At 68.1% G+C, this 23,340-nt stretch carries 21 protein-coding genes and 1 pseudogene; 8 read left to right on the top strand and 14 right to left on the bottom strand.

What is annotated here, in order from left to right; translation table 11 throughout:
* Positions 1 to 29 precede the first annotated feature (29 nt).
* Positions 30 to 1,195, bottom strand: a protein-coding gene (locus EPO51_RS03005; RefSeq protein ID WP_465246587.1) for an IS3 family transposase whose coding sequence is annotated in 2 segments (ribosomal slippage) — positions 30 to 937 and positions 937 to 1,195 — 1,167 coding nt in all. Because the reading frame shifts where the segments join, the coding sequence is not laid out codon by codon here.
* 526 nt (positions 1,196 to 1,721) lie between these two features.
* Here EPO51_RS03005 and EPO51_RS03000 point away from each other — a divergent pair.
* The 3 genes from EPO51_RS03000 (at position 1,722) to EPO51_RS02990 (ending at position 4,881) form a co-directional block, all read left to right on the top strand.
* Entirely contained in the window at positions 1,722 to 2,153 is a 432-nt protein-coding gene (locus EPO51_RS03000) for a hypothetical protein (RefSeq protein ID WP_293345841.1), read from the top strand.
* A 100-nt stretch (positions 2,154 to 2,253) separates the two neighbouring features.
* Positions 2,254 to 2,973, top strand: coding sequence for a hypothetical protein (locus EPO51_RS02995; protein WP_293345839.1), 720 nt, complete (start codon positions 2,254 to 2,256; stop codon positions 2,971 to 2,973).
* 528 nt (positions 2,974 to 3,501) lie between these two features.
* The gene (locus tag EPO51_RS02990) at positions 3,502 to 4,881 is read left to right on the top strand and encodes an IS1182 family transposase (protein WP_293345837.1); all 1,380 of its coding nucleotides are present in this window, start codon (positions 3,502 to 3,504) and stop codon (positions 4,879 to 4,881) included.
* Between the two features lie 31 nt (positions 4,882 to 4,912).
* On the opposite strand, the gene EPO51_RS02985 is transcribed toward EPO51_RS02990, so the two are convergent.
* From EPO51_RS02985 to EPO51_RS02975, 3 genes and pseudogenes are all read right to left on the bottom strand, one after another.
* Positions 4,913 to 5,266 carry a MafI2 family immunity protein gene (locus tag EPO51_RS02985; protein WP_293345835.1) on the bottom strand — a complete coding sequence of 118 codons (354 nt, stop codon included), beginning with the start codon at positions 5,264 to 5,266 and terminating at the stop codon, positions 4,913 to 4,915.
* Positions 5,267 to 5,371: 105 nt separating this feature from the next.
* Positions 5,372 to 5,653, bottom strand: a pseudogene (locus EPO51_RS02980) (transposase domain-containing protein); the annotation flags it as partial.
* Positions 5,654 to 5,764: 111 nt separating this feature from the next.
* On the bottom strand, positions 5,765 to 6,955 hold the full coding sequence (locus tag EPO51_RS02975) for an acyl-CoA dehydrogenase (RefSeq protein WP_293345833.1): 1,191 nt from the start codon (positions 6,953 to 6,955) through the stop codon (positions 5,765 to 5,767).
* A gap of 226 nt (positions 6,956 to 7,181) precedes the next feature.
* Between EPO51_RS02975 and EPO51_RS02970 the strand changes: the two genes are divergently transcribed.
* The 5 genes from EPO51_RS02970 (at position 7,182) to EPO51_RS02950 (ending at position 11,826) form a co-directional block, all read left to right on the top strand.
* Entirely contained in the window at positions 7,182 to 8,831 is a 1,650-nt protein-coding gene (locus tag EPO51_RS02970) for an AMP-binding protein (protein ID WP_293345831.1), read from the top strand.
* Positions 8,818 to 9,612, top strand: coding sequence for an enoyl-CoA hydratase/isomerase family protein (locus tag EPO51_RS02965; RefSeq protein ID WP_293345829.1), 795 nt, complete (start codon positions 8,818 to 8,820; stop codon positions 9,610 to 9,612). Before EPO51_RS02970 ends, EPO51_RS02965 begins: the two co-directional genes overlap by 14 nt.
* The gene (locus tag EPO51_RS02960; protein ID WP_293345827.1) at positions 9,609 to 10,385 is read left to right on the top strand and encodes an enoyl-CoA hydratase-related protein; all 777 of its coding nucleotides are present in this window, start codon (positions 9,609 to 9,611) and stop codon (positions 10,383 to 10,385) included. Before EPO51_RS02965 ends, EPO51_RS02960 begins: the two co-directional genes overlap by 4 nt.
* A gap of 16 nt (positions 10,386 to 10,401) precedes the next feature.
* Positions 10,402 to 10,803, top strand: a complete 402-nt coding sequence (locus EPO51_RS02955) for a hypothetical protein (RefSeq protein WP_293345825.1) — start codon at positions 10,402 to 10,404, stop codon at positions 10,801 to 10,803.
* A 75-nt stretch (positions 10,804 to 10,878) separates the two neighbouring features.
* Positions 10,879 to 11,826, top strand: a complete 948-nt coding sequence (locus tag EPO51_RS02950) for a PaaX family transcriptional regulator (protein WP_293345823.1) — start codon at positions 10,879 to 10,881, stop codon at positions 11,824 to 11,826.
* Positions 11,827 to 11,842: 16 nt separating this feature from the next.
* Here EPO51_RS02950 and EPO51_RS02945 read toward each other — a convergent pair whose 3' ends face one another.
* The 10 genes from EPO51_RS02945 to EPO51_RS02900 all read right to left on the bottom strand — a co-directional run bounded on the left by EPO51_RS02945 (position 11,843) and on the right by EPO51_RS02900 (position 23,284).
* On the bottom strand, positions 11,843 to 12,664 hold the full coding sequence (locus EPO51_RS02945; protein WP_293345821.1) for a Phenylacetic acid catabolic protein: 822 nt from the start codon (positions 12,662 to 12,664) through the stop codon (positions 11,843 to 11,845).
* A gap of 50 nt (positions 12,665 to 12,714) precedes the next feature.
* Entirely contained in the window at positions 12,715 to 13,908 is a 1,194-nt protein-coding gene (locus tag EPO51_RS02940) for an FAD-dependent oxidoreductase (protein ID WP_293345819.1), read from the bottom strand.
* The gene (locus EPO51_RS02935) at positions 13,905 to 15,080 is read right to left on the bottom strand and encodes an epoxide hydrolase family protein (RefSeq protein WP_293345817.1); all 1,176 of its coding nucleotides are present in this window, start codon (positions 15,078 to 15,080) and stop codon (positions 13,905 to 13,907) included. The genes EPO51_RS02940 and EPO51_RS02935 overlap by 4 nt, the downstream gene beginning before the upstream one ends.
* 5 nt (positions 15,081 to 15,085) lie before the next feature.
* On the bottom strand, positions 15,086 to 16,933 hold the full coding sequence (locus EPO51_RS02930) for an AMP-dependent synthetase/ligase (RefSeq protein ID WP_293345815.1): 1,848 nt from the start codon (positions 16,931 to 16,933) through the stop codon (positions 15,086 to 15,088).
* Between the two features lie 2 nt (positions 16,934 to 16,935).
* Positions 16,936 to 17,502, bottom strand: coding sequence for a flavodoxin domain-containing protein (locus tag EPO51_RS02925; protein ID WP_293345813.1), 567 nt, complete (start codon positions 17,500 to 17,502; stop codon positions 16,936 to 16,938).
* A gap of 105 nt (positions 17,503 to 17,607) precedes the next feature.
* The gene (locus tag EPO51_RS02920; RefSeq protein WP_293345810.1) at positions 17,608 to 18,588 is read right to left on the bottom strand and encodes an NADPH:quinone oxidoreductase family protein; all 981 of its coding nucleotides are present in this window, start codon (positions 18,586 to 18,588) and stop codon (positions 17,608 to 17,610) included.
* Positions 18,588 to 19,136 (bottom strand): 3-phenylpropionate/cinnamic acid dioxygenase subunit beta, encoded by a 549-nt coding sequence (locus tag EPO51_RS02915; protein ID WP_293345808.1) that lies wholly within the window; start codon positions 19,134 to 19,136, stop codon positions 18,588 to 18,590. The genes EPO51_RS02920 and EPO51_RS02915 overlap by 1 nt, the downstream gene beginning before the upstream one ends.
* A complete protein-coding gene (locus EPO51_RS02910; protein ID WP_293345806.1) occupies positions 19,133 to 20,467 on the bottom strand; it encodes an aromatic ring-hydroxylating dioxygenase subunit alpha in 1,335 nt (444 codons plus the stop codon). The genes EPO51_RS02915 and EPO51_RS02910 overlap by 4 nt, the downstream gene beginning before the upstream one ends.
* A gap of 141 nt (positions 20,468 to 20,608) precedes the next feature.
* Positions 20,609 to 21,454: an alpha/beta fold hydrolase gene (locus EPO51_RS02905; RefSeq protein WP_293345804.1), complete on the bottom strand. Its 846-nt coding sequence runs from the start codon at positions 21,452 to 21,454 to the stop codon at positions 20,609 to 20,611.
* 105 nt (positions 21,455 to 21,559) lie between these two features.
* A complete protein-coding gene (locus tag EPO51_RS02900) occupies positions 21,560 to 23,284 on the bottom strand; it encodes a class I adenylate-forming enzyme family protein (RefSeq protein ID WP_293345802.1) in 1,725 nt (574 codons plus the stop codon).
* Positions 23,285 to 23,340: the final 56 nt, after the last annotated feature.

Raw genomic sequence — 23,340 nt, 5'->3', positions numbered from 1 at the left:
TGACCTGCCCCCCTTTGGTCCCTCGATCATTATGAGAGCCCAGGGGGTTGGTAGCTGATCTCAAGCGCCGGCGGTAGCGGCCGGGCGGTGGAGCTGATCAAGTTGCGCAGCCGGCCGGCCGCGGGGTTCAGCCGCACCGCTTCCGGTGTCAGCCCGCCGTGCGCCGAGTGTGGCCTGACGTGGTTGTAGTCGAGCCGCCAGCGCTCGATCACCGCGCGGGCCTCGGCGAGGTTGGCGAAGACCTCTTCGTTCAGGCACTCGTCGCGCAGCTTACCGTTGAAGCTCTCGACGAAGCCGTTCTGCTGCGGCTTGCCGGGCGCGATGTAATGCCAGTCGATCCCGGTGCGGTTGGTCCATTCGAGCATGGCCCGGCTGGTCATCTCGGTCCCATTGTCGCTGACGATGGTCGCAGGCCGGCCGCGCCGGGCGATCAGGGCGTCCAGCTCGCGGGCCATGCGATGGCCGCTGATCGAGGTGTCGACCACCAGCGCCAGGGCCTCGCGGGTGAAGTCGTCGACGATGCAGAGAATCCGGAAGCGCCGGCCCCAGCTCAGCGTGTCGGCCACGAAGTCCAGGCTCCAGCGCTGGTTCGGGCCATCCGGCAGCGCCATGGGCGCCCGCGTGCCGGTGGCGCGCTTGCGGCCGCGCCGCCTTCGCACCGCCAGGCCCTCCTCGCGGTACAGCCGGAAGAGCTTCTTCTTGTTCATGCTGACGCCTTCACGCTCAAGCAGGATGCCGAGCCGCCGGTAGCCGAAGCGGCGGCGCTCCGCCGCCAGCCCCCGCAGCCGCTCGCGCACCTCCGCGTCGCCCGGCCGGGCCACGCGCCGCACCGTCTTCGGATCGACCTGGACCAGCCCGCAGGCGCGCCTCTGCGAGAAACCGCGCTCCGCCATCAGGCGGAGCACGGCGTCGCGGCGCGCTGCAGGCCCGATCAGTTTTTTCCCAGCAGGTCCTTCAGCGCCGACACATCGAGCATCGACTCCGCCAAGAGCTTCTTCAGTCGCCGATTCTCGTCCTCCAGCGTCTTCAGCTTCTGCGCGTCCGACACGCTCATCCCGCTGTACTTCGCCTTCCAGCGGTAGAAGGTCTGCTCGCTGATCCCGTGCCGCCGGCACACCTCCGCCGTCGGGCTCCCGGCCTCCTGCTCGCGCAGCACGCCGATGATCTGCGCTTCGTTGAACCTGCTCTTCTTCACGTCCGTCTCCTCAGGGTGACGGACTCTCACTCAAACCGAGGGATCGGAAAGGGGGCAGGTCACGCAGCCCGGCCCAGCCGGAGGGATATGAAGGCTCCATGCCAATGAGGCTATGGTTCAGCTTCTCTCTGTGCAACGCCCGCAATGGATGGATGGTGTTGAAAAAAGCCGCCGATCAGGCCTGGTTTACGGAGCGGCCGTCGCGGGAAGCGGAGCTACTGAGCATCCGCGCTTTGCCGCCGCACGCTTAGCTTCTGCCAGTCTGGCGGGTGTCGGTGCCTCTAGTTTCTGAGAACGAACTAAGTTGAATTTATTGGCCTTCTGCCGATCTTGATTTCTGAGATTCACACAGTTTCACTAGCTCGCCGCGTTAAGTTACCGCGACTGGGTGTTCGCGAAAATGCAGTGAGGGGAGCGCCAAGGTCCAGCTGATTCCCGCGCCGACTCCGCTCCGCCAGGTCGATCATGCCGACGGCGGCATCATCACTCCCGCAAGCAGACCTCCGGGACGTCAGCAGGGGGTGGCTTGCTGACATTCCGCCACCCAATTGCTGAGCTGCTCCACTCGACTGCGCAGGGCCTGGAAAGCATGGTGACATCGTCGGCCAAGGTGGTCCGCCTTGTTTGGGCCATCTGCCTCCTCATCGGGACAGGGTTCCACATGGTGGATTTCTTCCGGTCGGGTGGCGCCTACCCGGGCTATCCGCTCGGCACGGTCGTCTTCTGGAACGCCCTAACGGTCCTCGATCCCCTGGCGGCCACGCTCCTGTTCTGGAGACCACGGCTCGGAGTGCTCTCCACGCTCGCGATCATTCTGTCGGATGTCAGCCACAATGTCTGGGCGGTGGCGACGTACGACGCCATGGTCTGGCCTGTTGCCATGCAGGCCGCATTCCTCGTCTTCGTCCTGGCCACGGCGCACCTGATCTGGCGCGATTCATGGGCTCAGGAGGCGTAGGTCCGCCATGGGTGGCGAGCCGACGTCCTGATCTCGGGTCGAGGGTGGGAAGGCGGGGATCGGGGGTTGTTGAAGAGCTTCTCTGCCGTAACCTGCCAACGTGAGCACCGCAGATCCCGACGAGCTTAGCCTCATAGCAGCCGTGAACAACGCGGAGTGGTGTGCATCCGTCTGGCGTTCGCACGGACTGGCGGTCGAGCGGAGCGAAGGGCTTTGGTTTTGCAGGTCCGCGACCCCGCGCTTTTATCCAAACGTGGTCACTGTGGACCCGTGGTCTGATCCAGGCGCGCAAGTCGAGCTGATCCGCAAGCTCAGCCAGAACGCTGAATTCGAGTTCAGCGTGAAGGATAGCTTCGACCGCCTGCCCCTTGGAGCAGCAGGTTTCGTGCGCTCCTTCTCCGCCTCCTGGTTGCTGAAAGACCTGGGCAGTGAAGGCTGCGAGCCTCAGCACGGCTGGCGAGCCGTTTCGGTCAACGAGCTTGACCAGTGGGAGACGGCGTGGGCGGGCGATGATTCAGCTGCAACGGGAATATTTCGGAGGGCGCTGCTAGAGGATGGTCGCGTCACGATCCTAGCCCGCACTGATCCCGATCAGCGCATCGTAGCAGGCGCAGTCACCTTCGAATCAGGCGGCGTGGTCGGTCTGACAAACGTGTTTGGCGCAGCACGAGGCTTGTTCGGAGCTGTCTGTCACTGGACTTCGTCTGGAGCGATCGTCGCATACGAGCCGGGTGTTCCAGTCGAGCAGTCCGCGCGACGCGGCTTTCGACCTCTCGCCAGGCTCAGTGTTTGGAAGCGCGTTCGCCCGAATGTCGTCTAAGGGTCGATGGTGTTGAAAAAAGCCGCCGATCAGGCCTGGTTTACGGAGCGGCCGTCGCGGGAAGCGGAGCTACTGAGCATCCGCGCTTTGCCGCCGCACGCTTAGCTTCTGCCAGTCTGGCGGGGCTGAGAGGGCGATTGACGCGATGGCTATCGCCCAACACCTCGACCGCGGCACAGTCGCCGAGCGAGACGGCTTGGACGAGCCATTGTTCGTAGTGCTCCGTGTCGCCCAGGTGTGAGTAGTGGACCGCCAGCGTGTTCGCGGCTGCGACGTCGCCGGATCGTGCCGCTCCCTCCAGGCGGGACACTCTGTCCGGTGGCAACGGAAGACCGGCGTCACCAGCCACGGGCTCCACGTCTCGGGAGCAGCCCAGGAGCCCGGCAACCAGGATCAGCATCGCAAATCGGCCCATCCTTGAAGCGTGGCAGAGCCAAGCTTCACTTTCCACCTATCACGATCGAAATGGCTCGTTGAAGCGGTGACTCCGGCCTGATTCACTCCTGCTTGAGGCGGGAGGGCGTGGCAATGATGGGCGAGCGGCGGGTAGATCAGGCGAAGCTGTTCTACGAGTTCTCGCTGGAGCGTCACGTCCCCGAAAACCACCTGCTGCGGGCTATCGACCTGTTCGTGGACCTGGAAGGAGTGCGGGCGCATCTGGCCCCATTCTACAGCCCGATCGGCCGCCCCTCGATCGATCCGGAGCTGATGATCCGGATGCTGCTGGTCGGCTACTGCCTGGGCATCCGCTCGGAGCGGCGGCTGTGCGAGGAGGTCCATCTCAACCTCGCCTACCGGTGGTTCTGCCGCCTGGGCCTGGACGGTGATGTGCCGGATCACTCGACGTTCTCCAAGAACCGCCACGGCCGCTTCCGCGACAGCGATCTGCTGCGCGAACTCTTCGAGAGCGTGGTGCGGCGCTGCATGGCCGAGGGTCTGGTGGGCGGCGAGGGCTTCGCCGTCGACGCCAGCATCATCCGTGCGGACGCCAGCCGGCATAGGACTGCCGTCGAGGGTGCGGTCGGCCTGCCGCCAGAGGCGGCGAGCCGCGCGGTGCAGGAGTACCTGGCGGCGCTGGATGAGGAGGCCTTCGGCGCCGCCACGCCGGTGACGCCCAAGTATCTGTCTCTATCGGACCCCGCCTCGCGCTGGACGGCGGCCCAGGCGGGCCCGGCGAGCTTCGCCTACTGCACCAACTATCTGATCGATCTCGAGCACGCGGTGATCGTCGACGTCGAGCCCTCCACCGCGGTGCGCCAGGGCGAGCTCGCCGCCTGCCGTACGATGATCGAGCGCACCGACGAGCGGCTCGGGCTGCACCCGGAGCGGCTGACCGCCGACACCGCCTACGGCTCGGCCGAGATGCTGGAATGGCTTGTCCACGACCAGGAGATCGCCCCGCACATCCGGGTCTTCGACAAGTCCAAGCGCGAGGACGGGACCTTCTCCCGCGAGGACTTCACCTACGACCCGGCCACCGACCTCTATCGCTGCCCCGGCGGCCACGAGCTGAAGCGCTATCGCCGCGCCTTCTCGTCTCCGCGGACCGGGCCGCCGGCCGACGACACCCACCGCTACCGCGCCAGCAAGTCCGACTGCGACGCCTGCGCCCTCAAGAGCCAGTGCTGCCCCAAGGCTCCGGCCCGCAAGGTGACCCGCTCCATCCACGAGGCCGCCCGCGAAGTAGCCCGCGAGATCGCCAAGACCGACGCCTACTGGACCTCCATGCGCCAGCGAAAGAAGGTCGAAATGCTCTTCGCCCACCTGAAGCGCATCCTGAAGCTCGACCGCCTGCGTCTACGCGGTCCCTGCGGCGCCCGAGACGAGTTTCTCCTCGCCGCCACCGCGCAGAACCTGCGCAAACTCGCCAAACTGATCCCGGTGCCTACGCCCCTGGCGCCCGCCTGAGCGGCGGAGCCACAGCTTTCGCCACATCCGACTACGCCATCAGCGGCCCGGAAACGGCCTTCTTCAACACAATCGATGGTTGGCGGACGCTCGGCTCTGCGCGCTGAAAGATCCAGCCCTCGGCTAAGATATCCTCTTTGGGGAGTGGATCGGTGCTGATTGAGATCCGCTCGTCCACATCGCAGTCGGGATAGTCTGCGGCGATTTCCGCAGCAGCCGTGGATAGCGCGTCCAGAAGGTCGTCCTCAAAAGGGCCATCACAGATAGTGGTTAGGACGATGCAGTTGCCGTCGCGACGCACCTTCACCAAGCGAACCCCAGGATGCACGGCGCCCAACAGCGCGCGTTGCGCAGACAAGCGCAATCCGGGTTCGACGACGGCCATGAGCGAACTATCGGGAACCGCGGAATGTCCGCAACGGGTCGCGAACCGTCTTCGACTCCATGCCCGAGAGCAGACGTTGGATCGCGCCGCGGTCAGGCAGCCTTCTCAGGCGGCGGCGGCGGGCTTGGCCTGATGGCTCCAGGGCAGCAACTGATCGATATCGCTCTGCGGATGTCCGGCGACGATGCGGGTGATGACGCTGGCGATGTAGGCGTGCGGATCGACATCGTTGAGCTTTGCGGTCTCGATCAGCGAGGCGAGGACCGCCCAGTGCTCGGCGCCGCCGTCTGAGCCGGCGAAGAGGCTGTTCTTGCGGCTGAGGGCCAGGGGCCGGATGGAGCGCTCGACGATGTTGTTGTCGATCTCGATGCGGCCGTCGTCGAGGAAGACCTTCCGAACTTCGCCAACGAGTCAGCAGCGGTCCGCGCCTAATCTGGATTCCCCGAAGGCAGTGCATCCGGGCCTGCCGTCCCGCCAGGTCTTGGATCGTCTCGGCGTCTAGAACCCGTTCTCGCCGGTAATCGCCCGGCCGAGGATCAGGGCGTGGACGTCGTGGGCGCCTTCGTAGGTGTTCACGGTCTCCAGGTTCGAGGCATGCCGCATCACGTGGTATTCGCCGGAGATGCCGTTGCCGCCGTGCATGTCGCGGGCGACGCGGGCGATATCCAGCGCCTTGCCGCAGTTGTTGCGCTTCAGCATCGAGATCGCTTCGGGGATCCACGCGCCCTCGTCGATCAGTCGGCCGAGCGCCAGCGCGCCCTCGAAGCCCAGCGCGATCTCGGTCGACATGTCGGCCAGCTTCTTCTGCACCAGCTGCCGCGCCGACAGCGGCCGGCCGAACAGCGACCGCGACGAGACGTAGTCGCGCGCCGCATGGAAGCAGAACTCCGCCGCGCCCATCGCTCCCCAGGCGATGCCGTAGCGCGCCTTGTTCAGGCAGGAGAACGGCCCGCGCAGGCCCGAGACGTTCGGCAGCATCATGTCTTCCGGCACGAACACATCCGACAGCGCGATCTCGCCGGTGACGCTGGCCCGGAGCGACAGCTTGTTCTGGATCTTCGGCGTCTCGAACCCCTTCGACCCGCGCTCGACCAGGAAGCCGCGGATCGCCCCGTCCAGCTTCGCCCAGACGAGCGCCACGTCGCTGATCGGAGAGTTGGTGATCCACATCTTCGCCCCATTCAGGACGAAGCCGCCGTCGACTTTCTTCGCCACCGTCTGCATCGACGCCGGGTCCGACCCGCCGTCCGGCTCGGTCAGGCCGAAACAACCAATGATCTCGCCGCGGGCCATGCCAGGCAGGAACTTCTGCCGCTGCTCCTCGGAGCCGAAGGCGTAGATCGGGTACATGACCAGGGACGACTGAACGCTCATCGCCGAGCGGTAACCGCTGTCGATCGCCTCGATCTCGCGGGCGATGAGGCCGTAGGCCACATGGTTCACGCCAGCGCAGCCATAGGCTTCGGGGAGCGTCGGGCCGAGGAACCCCAGTTCGCCCATCTCGGTCATGATCTCGCGATCGAAGCGTTCGTCGGCATAGGCCGAGACCACGCGGGGCAGCAGCTTCTCACGGGCGTAGGCGCGGGCCGCCTCCCAGACCATCCGCTCGTCCTCGGAGAGGCGCGAGGCGAGGTCGAGGGGGTCGTCCCAGCGGTAGGTCTTCTGCTCGGCGGCGGTGTCGAGGGGCATGGTGAGATCCGGCTCCAAAGGCGGCGCGGCTGCTTTAGCGCTTGCCATCACCATACGCTACTGTCTCCAGATGACGGGACCTGTAGAGGTTCCGCGTCATGGAGGGAACCGCCGAACGAGGGTCCTGCCGATCCATACAGCACCGTATCTATGAACTACATTTTTTCTGTCGCGACGTTAAAATTTGACGCATACTGAACCCAAGACTAAGGCACACGCGCACATCATGCAGCACGCACCGACCAAGCTGGCCCAGCCTCCCCAACTCGTCGAGTTCACGCGGCGTACGCCCGCGCCGGAGCCCCTGGCGCGATTGCTGGCGCGCGCCGCGGACCGTTTCCCCGAGCGGCCCCACCTCACCTTCCAGGATCGGACCTGGACGTTCTGCGAAACCCAGAACCTGGCAGTCCGGCTCGGCGCTGGCCTGCAGGCCCTTGAGGTGATCGCCGGCGACCGGGTCGGCATTTGCATGGCCAACCTGCCACAGTATCCCCTCGCCTGTTTCGCGCTCTGGGGAATAGGCGCCGCCGGCGTCGGCATGAACCCCCTCTACTCTCCGCGCCAGCTCGGCAGCATCGCGAGCGACTCGGGCGCGAAGTGGGTGATCGTTTCGGACCATCCCGCCGTCATCGGAAAGCTGCGCGAGCTTGCCGCGGAGCTGAACTTTCGGCTGATCGTCACCCGCGCCGACGGCTCCGACCTGGCCGGCGGCGCGGCCGCGGCGACGGAGCCCGGCGAAGTGGCGCTCAGCGAACTCCTCGCGACCTCTCCGGGCGGGGACCGACTCGAGATCGATCCCGCGAGCCTTGCGATGATCCAGTATACCGGAGGCACCACGGGCGCGCCCAAGGGCGCCATGCTGGACCACCGGAACATCTGGTACGCGGCCCATCAGATCCGCAACTGGCTGCACAAGATCCGCGAAGGGCGCGAAGCCTGGTACGCGGCCGCTCCGTTCTCTCACATCACCGGCCTTATCAACTACGTCGTCGAGCCCGCCATCGTCGGCGGCGAAGCGATCCTCACCGAGCGGTTCTCGCCGCGCGAACTGCTCGATCTGGTCCGACGCGACCGCATGACGATCCTGACGGCGATCCCGACCATGCTGAGCGCCATCGTGGCCGAGCCTGATGCGGGCGAGCTGGACTGGAGCGGGGTCATCCATGTGCTGGTCGGCGGGGCCCCGGTGCCGGCCGAGCTCGCGCGGCGCTTCCATGGCCTGACCGGCCTGTGGCCCCAGCAGGGCTACGCCATGACCGAAACCTCGGGCAGCGGCGTGGCCATGCCCAACATCGCCTTGGCCGGCCACGAGAACGCCACCGGCGTGCCGATGCCGGACATGACGATCGAGATCCGCTCCCCCGAGGACCCTGGCCGCAGCCTGCCCCGCGGCGAGGCCGGTGAAGTCTGTTTCGGCGGCCCGAACGTCATCGCCAGCTATTGGAACCGCCCGTTGACGGATCAGGAGCTGACGCCGGACGGCCTCTTCCGAAGCGGAGACGTGGGGTATCTTAGCGAGGACGGCGTGCTCTACGTGGTCGACCGTCTGAAGGACCTGATCATCTGCAGCGGTTACAATGTGTACCCGCGCAACATCGAGGAAGCGGTGCTGGAGCACTCCGCCGTGGCCGAGACCGTAGCGCTCGGCGTTCCAGACGACTATCGCGGCGAGACCGTGCTGGCGGTGGTGACGCTCCGGGCTGGCGCGACCCTCTCGCTCCCGGAACTCCAGGATTTCCTGCGCGGAAAGCTGTCGCCGATCGAGATGCCCAAGCGGCTCGAGATCCTCGATGTCCTTCCCAAGACCGAGAACGCGAAACTCTCGCGCCACGCGATCCGCGCAATGTTCAGCCGGCCCTCCCATGCCTCAGCCTGACGTCGCGCAGCCGGCCTACGAGCGGGCGCTGGACCGTGGCGTGCTGCGGGTGCGGTTGAACCGCCCCGACAAGATGAACGCCCTGGCCGACGACGACTGCCGCGCCCTTGGGAGGCTGTTCGAGGAGGTTGCGCAGGACGACGCGGTCCGCTGCGTCCTGATCACCGGCTCGGGTCGCGCCTTCTGCGCCGGCCGGGACATCTCCGCGGCCGTCCCGGGCGAGGACGCCGCCGCAATCCTCGCGGACGTGGTCAATCCGATGCTCCGGAAACTCCACGAGCTGCCCCAGCCCACTCTCGCGGCGGTCAACGGCGCAGCGATGGGTATCGGCCTCGGGATCGCCCTGGCCTGCGACATGGTCCATGCCGCCGAGAGCGCCCGGTTCGCGTCGCCCTTCGCCCGTCTCGGCGCGGCGCTCGACAGCGGCGGGCATTACTTCCTGCCTCGCCGCCTGACACCGGGCCGGGCGTTCGAGATGATCTACACCGGCGACGTCATCGAGGGCACCGAGGCGCTGCGGCTCGGGCTCGTGGACCGGCTCGCGCCCGACCGCCTGCTCCTCGCCGCGGCGGAGAGCCTGGCTCACCGGATCGCCGACGGACCGCAGACCGCGTTCCGGGCGCAGAAGGCCCTGATCCGCGCCAGCGAGACGCTCGGCCTTGCGGGCGTGCTCGCCGAAGAAGCGCGGATCCAGGGCGAGCTCGCCGGCACCCCGGACTATGCGGAGGGCGTCGCCGCGTTTCAGGCCCGGCGCGCGCCGCAGTTTCGAGGGATCGCATGAGTTCCGAACCCATCCTGGTCGAGCGGCGCGGCGGCGTCGCCATCATCACCCTGAACCGTCCAGAGGCCCGCAACGCCCTGAGCAGCGCCCTGATGAAGGCGCTGGGCGATGCGCTGCTCGCGCTGGAGGACGATCAGGCGATCGGCGCGGTGGTCCTGACCGGCGGCGAGCGCGTGTTCTCCGCGGGCGCGGACATCAAGGAGATGACCTCGAAGACCTTCGCGGAGGCCTATCTTGAGGACTTCGTGACCCGCGACTGGGAGGTGATCCCCAAGTGCCGCAAACCGATCTTGGCGGCGGTCGCCGGCCACGCGGTCGGCGGCGGCTGCGAGGTGGCGCTGATGTGCGACCTGGTGGTGGCCGACGAGACGGCGAAATTCGGCCAGCCGGAGGTTAGGGTGGGTACGATCCCAGGCGGGGGCGGCACCCAGCGCCTCGCCCGCCTGGTGGGGAAGAGCAAGGCGATGGAGCTTTGCCTCAGCGGGCGGCTGATCGACGCCCATGAGGCCGAGCGCATCGGCATCGTTGCGCGGCTCGTACCCACGGGCCAAGCGATCACCGCCGCCGTCCAGTTGGCGGAGGATATCGCCGGCTACTCCCGGCCGGTGGTCATGATGATCAAGGAAAGCGTGAACCGCGCCTTCGAGACGCCGCTGGCCGAAGGGCTGCGCTTCGAGCGGCGCATGTTGCACGCCACGTTCGCGCTGGAAGACCAGACCGAGGCGATGACCGCGTTTGCCGAGCGTCGCGCGCCGGTGTTCCGCAATCGATGAGAGTGGAGAACAACGCATGAGACCCGGACCCGTCGCCAACGAGGAGGGACGCCGCGGGGTCCTGCGGAGATTCGGCTACCAGGCCAGCGACAAGCCCGCTCCCATTGCGGACCCGCAAGCGGCCTGGGACCTGCTCCGCGCCGATTTCGCAAGCCGCGAGGAAGGGCCGCTCCCGCTGGATCAGCTTCACCCCGACGTGCGCGAGTCTGCGCTCGCCTATATCGAACAGCGCGCCCGTCTCGACCGCCTCATGGACGCCTGCGACGCAGCCCATCTGCGCATCCTGGAGGAAGGCCCGCAGCCGGCCCTCGTGGAGGCCTACGCTTCCGACAGGGACGCCTACGAGGACGCTGTGGAAGATTTCGGCGCTTTGCGCGTGCGTGTGCAGGCCGCCCTGGATATCTTGCGGTTCGGCTAGGTTTCCCGCTTATCGTTACCCTGACCACGCGACGGGACCGCCGCGCGCGTCTTCTTGACTTTGTACGGAGTTCCGATGGCCCGCGGCGCCAGCAGGAAGCCCATCGAGCAGTTGCTCGCAACGCTTCGGATCAATCCCAAGAACCTGATCGCCACCATCTATGGCGACATGCTGGTCCCGCATGGCGGCACGGTATGGCTCGGCAGCCTCGTGAAGATGGCCGAGCCATTCGGGATCGCCGAGTATCTGTCCCGCACCACGGCGCTGCGCCTCGTGAAGGACGGCTGGCTGCACCCCACCCGGGTCGGCAAGCTCAGCTTCTATTCGATGACCGAAGAGCATGTGCGCAGCGTGATCGCCTACTATCCCCGCGTCTATGCGCCGCCGTCGGGAAATCATTCGGCGGTCTGGCGACTTCTGCTGACCGGCGCCGCCGGGCTGGACGCGAAGGAATACGCCACGCTGCGGCGGAACCTGCTCTGGAGCGGCGTCGGCCAAGTGGCTCCGCACGTGTTCATCAGCGCCGCGGAAGACCTGGCGCCGCTCCAGGCGCTGCTGAAGACGGCGGGGTTTTTGGACCGGATCCAGATCCTGGACGCGACGGCGACCTCGCCGGACGGACCCGCGCTGATGCGCTCGATCGTTGCGGACGCCTGGAACGTGCAGGCGCTGGAGAAAAGCTACCAGGAGTTCCTCGCCAGGTTCCGGCCAGTCTGGTCGCATATCGAGGGAAGCGGATCTCTCCCTCCGGAAGCGGCCTACACGACACGCGCCCTGCTGATGATGGAATATCGCCGGATCGCGCTGCGGGACCCGCGCCTGCCGCGCGACCACCTGCCGGCGGTCTGGGCAGGCGAGATGGCCTTCGGGCTTTGCCGGAACATCTACGAAGCGGTCCTGGAGCCGTCGGAGGCCTACCTCGCCAGTGTCGTGCGCACGGCGGATGGGCCGCTGCGCCGGCCCTCGCCGGATCTGTACGAGCGGTTCGGGGGCCTCACGCCGCGGGTGTGGCAGGCCGCTTGAGCCCGCCGCCCTCGCCCTAGGCCGCGCCGGCCACCCGCAGCTCAAGTTCCGCATCGTCCATGGCGTAGCCGATGCGCTGGTCGTAGTCGGGCGTCACGGCCGCCACGTACTCCAGCCCCACGTCCTGCAGCCGCTGCTGGACGAGCTCCAGGTACTGCGCCTGGCAGTCCTCGGGCCTCATGATCTTCAGGCCCATGTCATAGTATTTGTCGAAGTACTTCGACTGCACCGTGCCGGGTTCGGAGGGGCGACCGTACATCCCCATGCCCATGGCGATGAACTTCGGCACCCGGCGCTGGAGCCGCGCACGCGCCTCCTCGCCGCCGAACTCGATGATCCGCTTCACCGCCCAGACGCCAAAGCCCATGTGGCCGACCTCTTCGCGGGCGATCCTCTCCGAGACCCGGGCCCACGGCAGATAGGAGCATTTCGTGTACTGGCCGAGGAAGATCACCGCGGCCGGCGTGGCCACGCACGACATCATCGCCACGTCCTCCCAGCATTGGAACTGGTCCTGCCAGTACGAGCGGCGGAAGCCGTTGATGATGTTCACCTTGGCGGGATCGGGGTTCTCCGGATTGTCCCGCAGTTCCTCCATCCGCGACTTCACGTCGACGCCGAGGTCCTCGACCAGGGTCCACAGATAGAAGGCGTGGCCGTACTCCTCCATCGTCTTCTTTGCGAGCCGGTACGCCTCTTCCGGGCGGGGCGCGAACTGCAGGTTTTCGCCGACCCGCTGGGCGCCGGCGTACTCCGAGTCCGCCTGGAACGTGAGCAGGTGCAGGAGCGCCTTGCGGTAGTCGGCGGGCAGCTCGTCACCCTTTTCATAGGTCTTCATCGCGGCGCTCCGGCGTCAATCACGTACTACAATATTCGGATGATATCATGTCATTCTGTTTCATACAATCTGGCCGCCTCGCGGAGCGCGCCCCGGGACACGAGCTTCTCGCGCGGCCGCGACCCCAGCGCGGCGGCCCTTTCCGCGGCGTCGATTCGACGCCACGCGGCCCAGTCCAAAAATCCGCGGCCCGTCTCCTCCAGCCGTCCCTCAAGCTGTGCGTACGCCGCCTCTCGGGGCTGCGGCGCGGTCTCGGCCAAGGCCCTGCGCACGGCGGCGGCCGCTTCCGCCCGGGCGGCGGGGATGTCGCCCCGACCGCCCGCGGCCCAGCCTACCGGATAGGTCCGCGCCTTCACGGCAGGCGCGCCGGCCTCCTGTCCGACCGCAACGATCAGGGTGTCGGCGGGCACGCAGTCGTGGAGGCCATCCGATCCGCGGAACCGGACCCTCTCGATGCGGTCCCGGCCCTCGACCTCGATGGCTTCCAGGCCGAAGCGGAAATCTATCCTTACCCGGGCGGGGGATGGCCGCTGTGGCGCCGCGGAGAGCGCGGCGGCGACCGGCGCGGACCGATCGGCGCCCGCCGGCAGCTCGAACCCAACCTGCGCCGCCTCGAGGCGACACAGGGCGGCGATTTCCGCAGGGATGAACCGCGCCTGGTCGGGCATCGCGCGCACCGCCAGCGTGATGACGCGGGCCGCTCCCGTGATCCTTCGCGCATGGGCGCAAAGATCGGAGTTCGCCATCTCCGCCTCGGTCTTGGCCAGCACGCGCGCCACATCGAGGGCGACGTTTCCGCCGCCGACGATGACAACCTGTTCTCCCACCTGCGGGTTGAGATCGACGTGGTCGGGGTGGCCGTTGAGCCAGGCCATGAATGCGGCGGCCGGATAGACACCGTCGAGGTCTTCCCCGGGGACGCCCAGTCTGCGGCTGAGCGGAGCGCCGGTGGCCATAAAGACGAGGTCGTAGGCCTCGCACAGAAGCTCGAGCGGCAGCGCTGCGCCGACCTCGCAATCCGCGATGAGCCTCACCTCTTCGCGGGCGAAGGCGCGGTCGAACTGGCGCACCACCGCCTTGACGCCCTGGTGGTCGGGCGCCACGCCGCTGCGGATGAGGCCGAAGGGCGTGGGCAGCCGTTCGTAGAGATCGACCCGGACGCCCGGCGCCTGTCGCAGCAGCGCGTCGAGGGTGAAGAGCCCGGCGGGTCCGGCGCCGACGATCGCCGCGGTGAGCCGGTTCACGCCACGTCGTTCACGAACCGGAGCAGGCTGTCCGACAGGGGCTCAGGTGTGAGCCACGCCGGAAAGTGCCCGCCATAGGGGTGCACATCCCAACCGCGCACGGCATAGGCCCGCTCGGCCCAGGCCCGAGGCGGAACGGGAAAGAAGCCCCGGTCGAACAGTGCGAAGCCGGTGGGCGTGGCAATGCGCTCGCCCGGAGCCAGGCCGATGCCACCCTCATGCCGGTCGGCCCAGTAGATCCAGTTGGCCGCTGGCAGGTCGCCGAGCGCCCAGTAGAGCGTAGCCGAGGTGAGGATCGCGTCGCGGTCGAAGGGCGGGGGGTCGTCGGGGCCCGCGCCGGACCAGCTGCGGTATTTGTCCACCAGCCAGGCGCAAAGCGCCGCCGGCGAGTCCGAAAGCCCGACGGCGAGGGTTGTAGGCCGCGTCGCCTGCTGCTCGCGATAGCCGCCGTCCAGCTCCAGGCGGCGCTTGGTTTCGCCCAGCCAGGCTGTTTCCGCCTCGCTGAGCGGATCGCCGCGTGTGAGACCAGGCCGCAGCCCCAGCATGCTGAGGTGCAGCCCGGAGAGCAGGTCCGGGTGGTCCAGCGCCAGCCAGGAGCTGACCACTGCGCCCCAGTCGCCGCCATGGGCGATAAACCTCGGCGCCGCCAGCACCTCGACCATGAGCTGGCGCCAAAGGCCGGCGGCCGCGCGCGGCGACATCGGCCGCGACGGCGATTGGGACAGCCCGAACCCCGGCAGCTCGGCGCCTACGACGGTCACGGCCTGGGCCGGGTCGCCGCCGTAGCGCTCCGGCGCTGTCAATCGTTGGATCACCTCGTGGAATTCGAGGAGGCTTGAGGGCCACCCCGGCGTGAGCAACACCACCGGCGCGTCCCGGCGCGCGGCCGGCTGCACGATCAGGTGCGCCTTGAGCGGGCCATCCCCCCCGTCCAGCGTCGCCCAGTAGTGCGGCAGGGCGTTCAGCCGACGCTCGGCGGCCCGCCAGTCGAAGCCGTCCCGCCAATAGGCGATCAGCGCCTCCAGATAGCTGCCGTCGACCCCGAAGCGCCATCCTGCGTCCGCGGGCTCCCGAGGCGGCCGATAACTCGCAAGCCGCGCGCGCAGATCGACGAGAGCCGCCTCCGGGGCATGGATTTCGAACGGCGTCAGCCGCTCAAGGTTGAGCGCCATGGCGCCTACGCCTTTCGAAAGGCGGGGTACATGTCCTCCACCAGATCCGAGTAGGTGTCGATCAGCACGCGCCGCTTGAGCTTCAGTGTCGGAGTCATCGCCTCGTCGGTGGGACTGAGCTGCCGAGGGATGATCCGGAAAGCCTTCACGCCCTCGGCGCGAGAAAGGTGGCGGTTCGCCTCCTCGACGGCCTCGGCGACGAGGGTCCGGGTGCTCTCCGCCGCGGCCAGCTGCGCGAAGCTCTCGTACTGCTCCCCGCGCGCAGCCAGGGTCTGCTGTGCGAGCGCCGCATCGATCATGATCAGGGCGGTGACGTAGTTGCGGCCGTCGCCGACCGCGACAGCATCGGCGATGAGGGGCGAGGCGGCCTTCAAGGCCCCCTCGACCTCCGACGGCGTGATGTTCTTGCCGCTCGACGAGATGATGATGTCCTTGATGCGGTCCAGCAGCACCAGCCGCCCGGCCTCGTCGAACCGGCCGACGTCACCGGTGCGGAACCAGTCGCCCTGGAACGCGTCAGCGGTCTTGTCCGGCAGGTTGAGATAGCCCGCGAACACGTGCGGTCCCCGGACGAGGATTTCGCCCTCGGCCCCCAGGGTGACCTCACCGTGCGAGAACGGCCGGCCGACCAGCCCCGGCGTCGTCCGGTGGTCCTGGTTCAACGCAATCGTACCGCACTCGGTCATGCCGTAGATGTCGTCGACGCGGGCCCCGATCGCGTGCAGCCACTGCCCCAGCGCCACCGGAAAGCGCGCCCCGCCCGACATCAGCATGGCCACGCGATCGAGCCCGATCGCCGCACGGAGTGTTCTGAGCGGCCCATCCTGGTCCTGCCGCCATGCCGCCGCGGCCGCCTCTGACAACTGGCCGGCCGCGTCCAGTTGCACAGCCTCGAGGGCTCGCCGTTCCGCTTGGCGGATCTCGGCTTGCACGTCCTCCGGCTGGGCGGCCAGCCAGGCCGTCGCCTGGGCATGGAGCTTCTCGTAGACCCGGGGTACCGCCAGCATGAAGTGGGGGCGCAACTCCGGCATGGCGGCGAGGAGCTCGGTCGGTCCGTCGACGAAGCACGAGATCATCCCGCCCGCCATCGCCATGTAGGTGAACAGCCGCTCCGCGACGTGGCACAGCGGAAGGAAGGAGGGCCGCCGCCAACCGGCCTGCAGCCCGATCACGGCCGGCGCATGCGCCAGCTGATAGGCGATGTTTCCGTGGGTGATGATTGCGCCCTTGGGCGGGCCGGTCGTGCCTGAGGTGTAGATTAGTATGGCCGGCGTGGTCGGCCCGGCGGACGCCGCGGCCGTCGCGAGCACGGCGGGGCGGGTCTTGATCAGTTCGCGTCCGGCGCGCCGCCATTCCGCAAGGCTGATGAACCAAGGATCGCCCGGCGGCATGGCCGTGGACTCGATGACCACCACCGCCTCGACCTTCGGGCACTTGCCGCGGGCGGCCTTGAGCTTCTCCACCTGCTCCGCGTCATCGACGAACACCACCCGCGCGCCGCAGTCGTTGAGCACGTACGCCACCTTGTCTGCGGGCTCGGTGGGGTAGATCCCCGCGCAGACCATGCCGCAGGTGACCGCCCCCAGATCCGCCGCGAGCCATTCAGGGCGGGTGCGGGCCAGGACGCAGACGACATCGCCCGCGCCGAGGCCGAAGGCGAGGTTCGCCGCGCCGATCTCGCCAACCTCGGCGGCGAACGCCGACCAGCTCAGGTCCTGCCAGCCGCCGGCGCGCCGGCGCCGGAACACCAGGCCGTCGCCGCCCGCCAGCGCCAGGGCCTGGAACACCTGCGCCACGTTGGCGGCCGACCCCGCGTCGCCGTCCGCGGCGACGGCCGTCGTGCTCGTGTCCACCCTCATCTCCTGCCCGTTAGTCCGGCGCTCGCGCGCATTTCCTGAGGTGGCGCGCGCCAGAGTTCCGGCAGCCACGCCTCCAGCCAGGCGAGCGCCTCCTCGTCGGGGAAGGGCTGGAGGGACGCGTCGATCGTGCAGGGCTCGCCGATGCGACGGGCCCCGAGCATCTGGAGCAGCGCGTCGACCTTCCATGCGCCGCCGCAGAACGTCGCGTAGGTCCGGTCCCCCAGACCGACGAGGCCGTAGCGCAGGTGCGACAGGTCCGGCCGCCCCGCGATCAGGGCCTGATAGACCTCGCGGAATCCGTCCGGGACGTCGCCCTCCCCGTGGCTCGCCACGCAGGCCACCAGCACGTCGCAGTCCGCCAGGTCGCCGCCCGGATATCGCCCTTCGTCCAGGACGTAGGCCGCCTTGGCGCCTCGCCGGATCAGCCGCTCCGCCACCATGTCGGCGACCAGCAGGGCGTTGCCCGATTGGGTCGCCGCCAGCACCGCGAAGCGAAGCTCCCCGAGCGCTTCGTCTCCCGCCCCCGCCTCGTCCCCGCCGTCAGGATCTGTGCTGCACGCCATCACCTAACTTTATGAGACATTTTATAGGTTCACAACGCCGATTTTGTCTCATGAGGAGAGTTGCCCGCCGTCGCGCCGCGCCCCGCTTTGAGCCGGCGCGTCGGACTAGACCTCGAGGACCACCTTGCCGGTGGTGCGGCCGCTCTCCAGGGCGTCGAGCGCCGCAAGCAGGTCGCTCAAGGGGTGGCAGGCGCCGATGCGCGGGCGGAGCTCTCCGGCGGCGGCCCGCTGGGCGAGTTCCGCCTGGATGGCGGTCACCAGGGACCGGTCCTTCTCGTAGTTCCAGTAGACCCCCATGGCGGCGGCGGCGTTGACCAGCAGGCGGTTTGCGGGAAGCTGCGCCGGCGCCCCCGACGCAAAGCCGATCAGCAGGATCCGCCCGCGCCAGGCCAGCAGGCGAAGGCTGTCCAGCGTGGTCTGGCCGCCGACCGGGTCGATGATCAGGTTGACCCCTTCCGGACACGCGCGCCGCACCTCATCCATCCAGCCCGGGTGGCGATAGTTGACGAGCACCTCGGCGCCATTGGCCTCGGCGATCGCAAGCTTCTCGTCGGAGCTCGCCGTCGCGATCACCCGCGCGCCGCCGGCCCTGGCGAGCTGGATGGCCGCCACGCCGACGCCGCCGGCGCCAGCATGGACCAGGACCGTCTGCCCGGGGGTCAGGCCGCCATCGTGGAAGAGGGCGACGTGGGCGGTGGTGTAGGAGACCGGCAGGGCGGCGCCTTGCGTGAAGCTGAGGCCCTCCGGCAGCCGGATCAGGCGCCCCTCCTCCACGGCGCAGTACTGGCCGTAGGCGCCGGTCAAGACCTGGGCTGCGACGCGGTCGTCCTCCCGGAAGGCGGACCCCGGCGTGGTGGCGACCACGACGCCCGCGAGCTCCGCCCCCAGGACGAAGGGCGGAGCGGGCCGCAGCTGATAGCGGCCGGCGATCATCAGGCCGTCGGCGAAGTTCATTGCCGCGGCGCGAACCTCGACGAGGACTTCGCCCGGGCGGATCGCCGGCACGGGCCACGCCGAATAGTTCAGGTTGCTGCGGTCACCGAAGCCGGAAAGGACCCAGGCCCGCATCTCCTGTGGCAAAGCCATCAGAGGAATGTATTGAAGTTTTTCGCCATCAGCACGGACTGGGTGACGAACACCTTGCGCCCCGCCAGCTTGAGGCCGGCTGCGGTCTCCCGGATCACGTCCTCACGGCGGCCGCCGAGCCAGTTCTCCTCGTCCTCGTTGCGGTTGCGCAGGCTGATGACCACTGAGTGGACGAGCCATTCCGCGGCGGCCTCGGCGGGCTCGACCTCGATGTTGGTCACATAGTGCACGTGCCGGGTCGGCGGATCCTCGCTCCAGGCCGTGGTTTCCTTCCATCGGGAGGCCCGCAACTTCAACTCGGACAGGCTGTCGTCGAAGTGCGCCATCCGTCGGGGTTCGTAGATCCCCTGCCCGTCGCGCCGATAGCGGGACTGTGGAACAGGGATCCAGAGACGGAAGTCGTCTTCCATCAACTCAAACCAGTCGTCGTAGCGCTGCTCGTCCAGCAGCCGCGCTTCCCGGTAGAGGAGTTGCTGGACGTCATGGACGAGTTGCAGGGACGCACGGCGCGGGGCGGCGACCGCCTGTTCAACAGCGTTGACGCTCATCGCGTGGCTCCCGACCGATCGGAGACGTCGGCCCAACTCGCCGCCGACATCAGGTCGGCCCAGCGTCGATAGAAGGCGCGTTGGTTGGCGTCGTTCAGTTGCACTCTGTGGACGGCGCCCGGGAACTCCTCGTGCTCCATCCGCGAGTCCATCCCCAGGCCGTAGTGCAGCTTCTGGCGGCGGGTGACGACGCCGGCGTTCGAGCGCGTGCAATGCTCCCAGTTCTCGCCATCGTCGGACTCGAACATCCCCGTCGGCGAGAACGTGCGCGAGACCCCCCGCCGGTACGCTTCCTTCAACCGCTCCGGCATGTCCTTGTTCACCAGCACCCAGGTGTGCAGTTCGATCTCGTGCGGGCCCTTCGGGGTCCAGGTCCGCCAGGTGTTGAACCCGGTGAGATAGGCCAGGTTCGGGAACACGTTCGACGAGCTCATCGCGCCGACCATGCGCGAGCGCAACTTGCCCAGGCGCTCGGCGAACCGCGCTTCGTTCTCCTTCAGGTACTCGACGACCTCAGGCTCGGCGAGGCCCATGGCGTTGCCGATCAGGTCGAGGCCGAACTCGGTCCCATGGCCGTTGACGTTGGCCTGGTACGACCGCTCGATATTGACCTTCACGTCCTTTTTGAAGATCGCCGCGGCCGCGGACGCATGGGTCCAGCCGGCGTGATAGGCGTCGCCGACGAAATTCTCCGCTGCGAATTTCCAGTTGCAGCCGAGCCGCGACTTGACGTTGCCTTCGATGAACTCCGTCCCCGACGCGTCGTTGTCGAGCAGGACGTCCAGGTAGTAGCGATAGTCGCCCAGGTACTCGTCGAGGGACGGCGCCTCGGCGTCGAACGTGGCGAACACCAGGCCCTTGTAGATTCCGACGCGGGCCCGGTGCAGGCCGAGCTTCGATTTGTCGAATGTCGCGCAGGCCGAATATTGCTCCTCCTCGTGGACGCCCAGCAGGCCGCCGTCGAGGCCGAAGGCCCAGCCGTGGAAGTTGCAGGTGAACCGCCGGGTGTTGCCGGCCTCCGCGAAGCACACACGGTTGCCCCGGTGCGAGCAGGAATTCAGGAAGACGTTGATCGCGCCCTGACGGTCCTTCGCAGCGATCACCGCGTCCTGTCCGATGTAGGTGGTCACGAAATCGCCCGGCGCGGCGAACTGCGACTCGTGGCCCACGAACACCCAGCAGCGGGCGAAGATCCGCTCGAGCTCGAGCTGGTAGATGCCTTCGTCCCAGAAGATCCGGCGATCGATCCAGCCGTTCTCCACATCGACCAGGCGGTGGTAGTCGAGGGTCGCCGCCGGCGGCGCCGGTTTCGCTTGCAGGATGTCAGCCATGGGAATGTCCGTGCAGGTAGAGGGTGTGTCGAGACCGCGGCGGGCTCATGCGAAGCGGAGCCCGGAGAGGGCCCGCGCCTCGCTCGACCTCGCCGCCGTCGCCGGGATATGTCGCCGCCTTCCGATCTGAAGGCTGGGGGCTCAAGCGACCGCCGCCTCGGGCATCCGGCGGGCCAGGAAGTCGCGGGTCAGCAAGACGAAGGCGTCGGGCCGCTCGAGCTGCACCCAGTGGCCGCACCGGCCGAACAGGTGCAGCTCACTGTCGGGCATATGGCGGGCGGCGTTCACCGCCACCTCCATGGGAATGACGATGTCTTCCCGCCCGTGGAGGATCAGGGTGGGCTGCCGGATTTCGGCAAGCCGCTCGAGGGGCGCGCCGCGTACGATGACCGGCTGCCCGTCGGTCGGTCTCTCGGGCATGAGCGCGCGCAACGCGGCGTTGTCGGGATGGCGCAGGCTCATCTCGTAGCGGGCCTGCACCATGTCGGCGGTTATGATCGAGGGGTCGTGGGGGAACTTGGCGAGCACCCCGCGCATGTTCTCCAGGGACGGCGTGTACTCCGTTCCCTGGTGTAGGGCCGCGGTCTGCTCGAACCGGCCGAACGGGGTGCCCATAAGGACAAGCCCACGCACCCGCGCAGGATCGCGGAAGGTGGTGGCCAACGACAAGCCGCCGCCGAAGGAGTTGCCGACCAGCACCGCCGGACCCGTGTCCAGGGCGTCGAGTAGGCCCGTGAGCTGCGCGAACCACAGCTTCATGTCGAGAGGCTGGCCGTCCAGGATCTCCGTCAGTCCGAAGCCCGCCATGTCGGGAGCGATCACCCGGTAGCTGTCGGCGAGCCGCTCGAACACGCCGCTCCAGTTCTCCCAGGCGCTGACGCCGGGACCCGAGCCGTGGAGCAGGATCACGGGCGGCCCGGAGCCGGCCTCGTGGAAGTGCGTGCGCACATTGCCGACCGTAATGAACGACCCCTGCCGGCTTCTCATCGCCCGTCCCCACTTCGACCCAAAAACATTCGCTACCGTATGGATTGAATGTCGCTGCGGGTCGGCCTTGTCAAGCCGGAGTCGCGCGCAGCGCCCGCCGCCGGCCTAGCCGGCGGCGCCGGGCCCCGAGACCCCCATCAGCTCGCGCTCGCGTTCGCGCAGCGCCTGGCGCGAGACCTTCATGCTCGGGGTGCGCGGGAGCTCCTCGCGAATTTCCAGGAGTTTCGGCATCTCCACCGGCGACAGCTTGCCGGCCAGGTCGTTCTGCAGCTGCGCCAGGGTGAGCTCGGCGCCCGGGCGCAGCCGCACCACCGCCTTCACGGTCTCCCCGCGGTAGGGATGCGGCGAACCAATGACGGCGGCTTCGGCGATCGCCTCGTGCTCCGCCAGCACGTTCTCCACCTGGGCGGGATAGATGTTGTTGCCGCCGGCGATGATCACGTCCTTCAGCCGATCGATGACGTGGACGAAGCCCTGCTCGGTGACGAAGCCGACGTCGCCGGTCCGGAAGAAGCCGTCGACGAAGAACGTTGCGTTCTCCTCCTCTCGCCGCCAGTAGCCGCGCGTGACCTGCGGGCCGGCGAAGCACAGCTCCCCCGCCTCGCCAAGCGGGATGCAGCGGCCCGGATCATCCTTGGCGCGGACCTGCACCCGCGTCAGCGGCAGCGGGCAACCGGTCGCCAGTTCGCCGCCGGGAACCTCGGGCATACCGTAGACGACCGCCGGCGAGGTCTCCGTCATCCCGAAGAGATTGACGATGGGCTGGCCGGTGACCGCCTGGAAGGCGCGCATCAGTTCTGGCGTGAGCGGGGCAGCCCCGCACTGGATCAGCTTGACCCGGGACCAGTCCGTGGGGCGCCGCTCCATCAGGTCGCGCAGGCCCACGAGCATGGTCGGGGTCAACAGCAGCACGGTGGCGCGACCCTCGTCGATATCCCGCAACAGGCCATCGGGATCGAACCGCGGCTGGATGATGATCTCGCCCCCGATCAGGGTCATGAAGTTGAGGATCGGGCTCACGCCCGCGATGTGGGTCATCGGGGCCCCCACGCAGGTCGCCTCCATCCCTGCGGTGAGCTGCGGATACCAGCTCTTCATCTGCTGGCAGTTCATCGACAGATTGGCGTGGGTGAGTACGACGCCCTTGGGTGCGCCCGTGGTCCCACCGGTATAGGCGAGGGCCGCGACGTCTTCCGGATCCACGTGCGCCGGGGGCGCGTCGGCCTCCGCCAGGAGGTCGGACAGCCGCACCGCCCCCACCGCGCGCGCCGCCTCCGGGAGGCGCGCCGGCTCCCGGATGTCTCCTGAGTCGTGCCGCGCCAGGATAAGCCGCGGCCGTTGCGGCTCCACCTCGGCGAGGGGAAGGAACCGATCCGCTTCGTCGGGCTGGTCCGTGACCAGGATCGCCGTCACGCCGGCGTCCGCGGCCTGGGCCGCAAGCCGGTCCGCCGGATAGAGGGGGTTCATGCTCACCGCCACCGCGCCGATCCTCCACAGCGCGTAGTGCAGCAGGGCGAAGGCGGAATGGTTGGCCATGCAGTAGCCCACCCTGTCCCCCTTGCCCACGCCGAGGGAGGTCAGGCCGGCGGCCAGCCGCTCCACCAGTTCGAGGGCTTCCGCATAGGTGACCGTATGGCCGCGAAACGTCACATAGGGCCGGTCCGGGAAGTGCCGCTCAGCCCACGCCAGCATCTCGAACAGCGGAAAGGGCCGAAGGCGGTCCGCACGCTGCGCCGCGTCGCCGTAGTGCGCCCGCCAGGGTGCGGCAGCGTACTGCGCGACAGCCTCCTCGGGGGTGGACGGAGCCTTCGATCGGGTGTCCTGGGACATGCGCCTGTTCCTCCGCCGGCCGTCCGGGGGCGCCTACGACCGCCCGGCCGTGGGTC

This window comes from Phenylobacterium sp., assembly GCF_004297125.1.
GTDB lineage: Bacteria > Pseudomonadota > Alphaproteobacteria > Caulobacterales > Caulobacteraceae > Phenylobacterium.
The sequence above is the reverse complement of the archived record's forward strand: the minus strand, read 5'-3'. Positions and strand labels throughout refer to the sequence as shown.

Excerpts from the sequence above, each read along its gene's own strand:
- EPO51_RS02990 (WP_293345837.1), top strand. The coding sequence starts at position 3,502 with ATGATGGGCGAGCGGCGGGTAGATCAGGCGAAGCTGTTCTACGAGTTC.
- EPO51_RS02965 (WP_293345829.1), top strand. The coding sequence starts at position 8,818 with ATGCCTCAGCCTGACGTCGCGCAGCCGGCCTACGAGCGGGCGCTGGAC.
- EPO51_RS02925 (WP_293345813.1), bottom strand. The coding sequence starts at position 17,502 with ATGGCGTGCAGCACAGATCCTGACGGCGGGGACGAGGCGGGGGCGGGA.
- EPO51_RS02915 (WP_293345808.1), bottom strand. The coding sequence starts at position 19,136 with ATGAGCGTCAACGCTGTTGAACAGGCGGTCGCCGCCCCGCGCCGTGCG.
- EPO51_RS02960 (WP_293345827.1), top strand. The coding sequence starts at position 9,609 with ATGAGTTCCGAACCCATCCTGGTCGAGCGGCGCGGCGGCGTCGCCATC.
- EPO51_RS02935 (WP_293345817.1), bottom strand. The coding sequence starts at position 15,080 with ATGGCGCTCAACCTTGAGCGGCTGACGCCGTTCGAAATCCATGCCCCG.
- EPO51_RS02975 (WP_293345833.1), bottom strand. The coding sequence starts at position 6,955 with ATGCCCCTCGACACCGCCGCCGAGCAGAAGACCTACCGCTGGGACGAC.
- EPO51_RS02970 (WP_293345831.1), top strand. The coding sequence starts at position 7,182 with ATGCAGCACGCACCGACCAAGCTGGCCCAGCCTCCCCAACTCGTCGAG.
- EPO51_RS02900 (WP_293345802.1), bottom strand. The coding sequence starts at position 23,284 with ATGTCCCAGGACACCCGATCGAAGGCTCCGTCCACCCCCGAGGAGGCT.
- EPO51_RS02955 (WP_293345825.1), top strand. The coding sequence starts at position 10,402 with ATGAGACCCGGACCCGTCGCCAACGAGGAGGGACGCCGCGGGGTCCTG.
- EPO51_RS02910 (WP_293345806.1), bottom strand. The coding sequence starts at position 20,467 with ATGGCTGACATCCTGCAAGCGAAACCGGCGCCGCCGGCGGCGACCCTC.
- EPO51_RS02950 (WP_293345823.1), top strand. The coding sequence starts at position 10,879 with ATGGCCCGCGGCGCCAGCAGGAAGCCCATCGAGCAGTTGCTCGCAACG.
- EPO51_RS02920 (WP_293345810.1), bottom strand. The coding sequence starts at position 18,588 with ATGGCTTTGCCACAGGAGATGCGGGCCTGGGTCCTTTCCGGCTTCGGT.
- EPO51_RS02985 (WP_293345835.1), bottom strand. The coding sequence starts at position 5,266 with ATGGCCGTCGTCGAACCCGGATTGCGCTTGTCTGCGCAACGCGCGCTG.
- EPO51_RS02905 (WP_293345804.1), bottom strand. The coding sequence starts at position 21,454 with ATGAGAAGCCGGCAGGGGTCGTTCATTACGGTCGGCAATGTGCGCACG.
- EPO51_RS02945 (WP_293345821.1), bottom strand. The coding sequence starts at position 12,664 with ATGAAGACCTATGAAAAGGGTGACGAGCTGCCCGCCGACTACCGCAAG.